The organism is Actinomadura napierensis, assembly GCF_039529375.1.
Classification (GTDB): domain Bacteria; phylum Actinomycetota; class Actinomycetes; order Streptosporangiales; family Streptosporangiaceae; genus Spirillospora; species Spirillospora napierensis.
The window spans coordinates 1-5,519 of sequence record NZ_BAAAMR010000222.1; the positions used below are offsets into that span (position 1 = coordinate 1).

The window sequence follows — 5,519 nt, forward strand, 5'->3', positions numbered from 1 at the left end:
CGTCCGGCGCGCCGCCGCCGCGCCCGGCCCGCCCGCGCTCGACCTGCTGCCCGAGCCGCGGCCGCTGCCGTTCACCACCATCGCCGAGCTGGCGCGGACCCGCGACGTCGCGATCCGGCACGCGCCCGCGCGGCTGCCCGCCGGGTCCGCCGTCCCGGTGCTGACCGCCGACGACCTGACCTCCGGCGCGGCCCCGTCCGGCACGGCCGCCGCCGTCCCCGGGCTGGTCATGCTGGAGCCGGGCGACGTGGTCGCGACCGCCGCCGGCACCGCCCGGGTCGTGCGCGGCGAGCACGCCGCGCTCGGCCCCTACCTCACCCTCTACCGCCCGGACCCGGCCCGTCTCGACCCGGGCTTCCTCGCCGGGTTCCTGACCTTCGCCCACACCCGCACCGGGACCGGGTCGAGCCGGATGGACCTGCGCCGGATGCGCGTCCCCCGGCTGTCCCCCGAACGGCAGCGCGCCTACGGCCGTGCCTTCACCGAGATGGCCGAACTGACCGCGACATTGCGCGAGATGTCGGCGATCGGGGAATCATTGGTCCGGCTGAGCTTCGACGGTCTGCTCGACGGCCACCTCGCCCCCGCCGACACCCCCCGGGAGAACCATGCTCGTCGCCGACCGGTATGAGCTGGACGAATTCCCCCTCGGCCGCGGCGGGATGGGCGCCGTCTACGCCGCCCACGACACCCGGCTCGGCCGCCGCGTCGCGGTGAAGTTCCTCGAACTTCCCGGCGGCCCCGACGACGACCTGGAGCGGCGGTTCATCCGCGAGGCGCGCATCCTCGCCCGTCTGGAGCACGCGGGTGCCCCCACCCTCTACGACTTCGGCACGTTCGAGCAGCGGCTGTTCCAGGTCATGCAGTTCATCGACGGCGTCACCGTCGCCGACCTGATCGCCGAGCACGGCCCGGTGCCGGTGCCGTGGGCTGCGGGCATCACGGCGCAGGCCGCCGCCGTCCTGTCGGCCGCGCACTCGCTGTCGATCTGGCACCGCGACCTGAAGCCGACCAACCTGATGCTCTGCCCCGACGGCAGCGTCAAGGTCCTGGACTTCGGCCTCGCCGTCCTCGGCGACGCCGACGTCGCGCACTTCACCCGGCACGGGCAGATCCTCGGCACGCCCGCCTACATGGCGCCGGAGCAGATCGAGGAGGGCGTCGCCGGGCCGCGCAGCGACCTGTACGCGCTGGGCTGCGTCCTCCACGAGATGCTGACCGGACGGCAGCTGTTCGCCGGGCCGACCGCGTACGCGGTGTTCGACAAGCACGTCCGGGAGCCGCCGCCGATGATTCCGGACGTGCCGGACGAGCTGAACGCGCTCGTCCAGGGCCTGCTGGAGAAGAAGCCGGAGAACCGGCCGCCGGACGCGCCCGCCCTCTATGAGCGGGCGCGCCCGTTCGCGACCGGCCTGCCGCTGCTGCCCGGCTTCCTGGAGCCCGCGTCCACGCCCAGCCCTGACCGCATGTACGCGTTGATCGTCGGCCAGGCGCGCGACTGACGCCACTTACCGGCGCGTCACCAGGCGAACGCCTCGGGGGCCGCGCCGGGTCCGGGGAAGATCTCCTCGAGGGCGGTCAGGAATTCCGCGGAGAGCTCCAGCTCGACGGCGCGCAGCGCGGAGTCGAGCTGCTCTTGGACTCGCGGGCCGACGATCGGGCCGGTGACGCCGGGGCGGGTCAGCAGCCAGGCCAGGCCGGCGTCGCCGGGGGCGATGCCGTGCTTGTCGCACAGGTCCTCGTACGCCTGGATCTTCGCCCGCTCCGCCGGGTCGGACAGCATCTCCGCGGCGCGGCCCGAGCGGGACCGGGACGTGCCGCCCTCGCTCTCCTTGCGCAGGACGCCGCCCAGCACGCCGCCGTGCAGCGGCGACCACGGGATGACGCCGAGGCCGTAGGCCTCGGCCGCGGGGATCACCTCCATCTCCGCGCGCCGCTCGACCAGGTTGTACAGGCACTGCTCGCTCACCAGGCCGAGCGAGCCGCGCCGCGCGGCCGCCTCGTTCGCCTGCGCGATGCCCCAGCCGGGGAAGTTCGACGACCCGGCGTACAGCACCTTGCCCTGCTGGACGAGGACGTCGACGGCCTGCCAGATCTCGTCCCACGGCGTCGTCCGGTCGATGTGGTGGAACTGGTACAGGTCGATGTGGTCGGTGCCGAGCCGCTTCAGCGACGCGTCGCAGGCGCGGCGGATGTTCAGCGCCGACAGCCGGCCCTGGTTCGGCCACGGGTCGTCCTCGGCGGCCATGTCGCCGTAGACCTTCGTCGCCAGGACGGTCTTCTCCCGGCGGCCGCCGCCCTTGGCGAACCAGGTGCCGATGATCTCCTCGGTGCGGCCCTTGTTCTTCCCCCACCCGTAGACGTTGGCGGTGTCGAAGAAGTTGACGCCCGCGTCGAGCGCCGCGTCCATGATGGCGTGGCCGTCGGCCTCCTCGGTGAACGGGCCGAAGTTCATCGTGCCGAGGACGAGGCGGCTGACCTTCAGGCCGGTGCGGCCGAGCTGCGTGTACTCCATGGTGATCCAGCCAAGCAGCTGGAGTGTGCTCCAGGTCAAGCCGCGGAGCGAACGGCGTGCCGCCATGGACGTCCGGACGTCCATGGCGGCGTGCGGGCGGCGTCACGATGGCGTCGGTGACGGCGCGGGCGGGTGCCGCTGGTGACGTGACGTGGTTCGGCTGGATCAGCCGGGGATGTGGCCGGGCGCCTTCATGGTCCCGGTGTGCCCGAACGGTGTCCAGGACTGCCAGTCGGCGTCGTTCCGGGAGTTCTTGCCGGCGCTTCCGTGCGGTGCGTCCGTGTGGTGCGGGTGCTTCGCGGCGGGCTTCACGTGCCTCGGCCGCGGGGCCGGATCCCTGTCCGGTCCGGCAGGCTTCTTATGGATCGACGTGTGGTCGCTTCGCGGTGCCTGGGCCGCGGAATGTGCGGGGGTGCGCGCGGGGGCTTTCGCCGGGTGTCCGGCCGGTATGTCGTTGGGTGGCGGAAGGTGGGGGGTCCGCTGCTTATCTGGCGGCTTTCGCTGCGTCTCGCGATCCTGTGCGGCCATTTTGTCTATTTTGTCGACGAGTTCGCGGATGGACGGAGAGAACGTCCGCCTCGCCGGCGCCCCGGGCCGTACCGCGCCGGCGAACTGCCGTTTTCGGGTACCGCCCAGCCTGTCGACCCGCACCCGCGCGCCGGTGTGCGGCGCGTGCAGGAATCGGCCGCGGCCGACGTAGATGCCGACGTGACTTCGGCCGTGGAAGAAGACCAGGTCGCCGGGCTTGAGGTCGCCCAGGCCCACCTTCCGCGGGACCACCCGGTACTGCGAATAGGTGACGCGCGGGAGCTTCACGCCGGCCCTGCGCCAGGCGGCCATGGCCAGCCCCGAGCAGTCGTAGCTGGACGGGCCCGTCGCGCCCCACCGGTACGGCTTGCCGATCTGCTTGCGCGCGAACGCCAGCGCGTGCTTGGCGTCGGTGCGCTGCTCGGCGACCCTGGTGCGGTACCGGTCATAGGCCTTGACCTTGCTCAGCGTCGCGGCGTCGAGGTTGAGCCGCTTCAGCACGGTCGGGTTGAGCGCCGCCTGTGCCGGTGCCCCCATCGGGACCGCCAGGGCGAATCCGGCGGCGGTCGCGGTGACGGCGATGGCGATCGCCCGATGTTTTCGGACGGGCCGCCCGGTATGGCTTGCGGACCGGACGGTGCGTGGTCGGCGATCGGTGCCGTCCCGATGCGAGTGGTGTGCGATGCACATTCTCGAGCTCTCCGTTTTCCCTCGTCGGTTGATCATCCCGCCGACAGTTCGGGTACCCGGTGATCGTGCTTGAATGGGGGAGAACCGGCCGATTTTGCATGATCATGGAGCGGAATTGAGGCCGCTGTTCGGTGCTCTTTGATCAAGCGGTCAGATGCGCCAGCGATTTCAGCGGCACCGGCAGCCAGGCCGGCCGGTTCCGCGCCTCGTAGCGCACCTCGTAGACCGCCTTCTCGAATTCGAACGCGCGCAGCAGCACCGCGTGCGCGGCCGGGTCCGCGCCGCCCGCCGCCGCGTAGCCGCGGCAGAACGCGGCCCGGTTGCGCGCCGCCCACGCGTGCGCCCGCGTCTCCAGATGGCCGCCCGACTCCAGCGGAACCGTCCCGGATCTGGTGATGAGGAACCGCGCCGCGTACTCGAACGAGCGGAGCATCCCGGCGACGTCCCGCAGCGGGTGCGACAGGGCGCGGCGCTCGCGCTGCGTGCGGGCGGGCTCGCCCTCGAAGTCCAGCAGCGTCCAGCCCGACTCCGAGCGCAGCACCTGGCCGAGGTGGTAGTCGCCGTGCACGCGCTGCACCGCCAGCGGCCCGGCCTGCGCGGCCAGGTCGATGTAGGCGCCGGTGAGCGCCTTGGCGTGCGGCGCGAGGCCGGGCACGTCCCGGCACGTCCGGGTCAGTTCCGCGTTCATCCGCGCGGCCATCGCCCGGATCTCGTCGGCGGGGACGACCGTCACCCCGAACGCGTCGGCGAGCGCCCGGTGCACCTGCGCGGTCGCGGCGCCGAGCCGCTCGGCCTCGGCGGCGAAGTCGCCGCCGGCTGCGCTGGCGTCCAGTTCCGCCCATTCGTCCTCTTCGGGCTGCGTCGTGTGCGCGAACCAGTCGCGGACGCTCGCGATCGCCAGGCTCCAGCCGTCGGCGCCGGTGCGCAGGTAGTCCGACAGCAGGCCGAGCGTGACCGGCTCCCCGCCGGCGCCGTCCGCCTCCTCCAGTTCGATCCAGCCGTGGACGGCCGGGACGTGCTCGCAGCCGGCCCGCGTCAGCGCCAGGTTGACCTCCAGGTCGAGGTTGATGCCGTCGCTGAGCCGGCGGAACAGCTTGCAGATGTAGTCGTCGCCGAACAGCAGCGAGGTGTTGCTCTGCTCGGCCGTGATGGGCAGGCTCGTCAGATCCGTCCGGATGCGGGCCCCGGGGACGTGCCGGAAGCGCAGCGGGCCGACCGACGCGCCGGCGGCCAGGTCCTCCAGCAGCGTGCGGGTCAGGTCCGGGTCGTGCGCGGCGTCGTAGACCTGCTCCTTCGCGCCGCCGTCCGGCGGCGCGCCGATCCGCGCGTACCTGAGCCGGTCCGGCAGGTCGCGGCGGACGCCGAGCAGGACCTGGTACCGGTCGGACGCGCCGTTCTGGCGGACGTCGAGGACCAGGTGATGCAGCCCCGGGTCGCCCGCCAGGAGTTCCGTGGCGATGCCGATCGACAGCTCCTCGATCGGGGCGTCCTTGCCGCCGAACCAGCGCTGCCGGGGCAGCCAGTCCGCGAGATCCCGCGTGAGGACGTGCTCGGGTGGCAGCACCGTCAGCCGTCCCTCTCCACGCCGGTTCCCGGTTCGCCGCCCGTGTCCGGCGCGGTGCCGGCGGCGGTGTCGCTCACGGTTCCGGCGACGTCGGCCGCGGGACCGGCGGGCGGGTCGGCGGGCGCCTCGTCCGGGGGCGTGAGCTGGAACCAGTAGAAGCCGTGGCCGGGGAGGGTGAGCAGGTAGGGCAGTTCGCCGATGGCGGGGAACTGCACGCCGCCC

General features: G+C 73.0%; 4 protein-coding genes and 2 pseudogenes. 2 read left to right on the plus strand and 4 right to left on the minus strand.

All coding sequences use genetic code 11. From position 1 onward, the window contains the following. Positions 1-631 (plus strand): annotated as a pseudogene (locus ABD296_RS48695) (N-6 DNA methylase); the annotation flags it as partial. Beyond that, complete coding sequence (locus ABD296_RS48700) at positions 609-1,502, plus strand: serine/threonine-protein kinase (RefSeq protein WP_344285137.1); 894 nt, start codon at positions 609-611, stop codon at positions 1,500-1,502. The pseudogene ABD296_RS48695 and the gene ABD296_RS48700, both read left to right, overlap by 23 nt. 17 nt (positions 1,503-1,519) lie before the next feature. On the opposite strand, the gene ABD296_RS48705 is transcribed toward ABD296_RS48700, so the two are convergent. From ABD296_RS48705 to ABD296_RS48720, 4 genes and pseudogenes are all read right to left on the minus strand, one after another. Further along, positions 1,520-2,515: an aldo/keto reductase gene (locus tag ABD296_RS48705; protein ID WP_407061588.1), complete on the minus strand. Its 996-nt coding sequence runs from the start codon at positions 2,513-2,515 to the stop codon at positions 1,520-1,522. A 165-nt stretch (positions 2,516-2,680) separates the two neighbouring features. Further along, positions 2,681-3,580, minus strand: coding sequence for a C40 family peptidase (locus ABD296_RS48710; protein WP_344285143.1), 900 nt, complete (start codon positions 3,578-3,580; stop codon positions 2,681-2,683). A gap of 295 nt (positions 3,581-3,875) precedes the next feature. Further along, positions 3,876-5,297: a maltokinase N-terminal cap-like domain-containing protein gene (locus tag ABD296_RS48715; RefSeq protein ID WP_344285146.1), complete on the minus strand. Its 1,422-nt coding sequence runs from the start codon at positions 5,295-5,297 to the stop codon at positions 3,876-3,878. 2 nt (positions 5,298-5,299) lie between these two features. Beyond that, positions 5,300-5,519, minus strand: a pseudogene (locus ABD296_RS48720) (trehalose synthase); the annotation flags it as partial.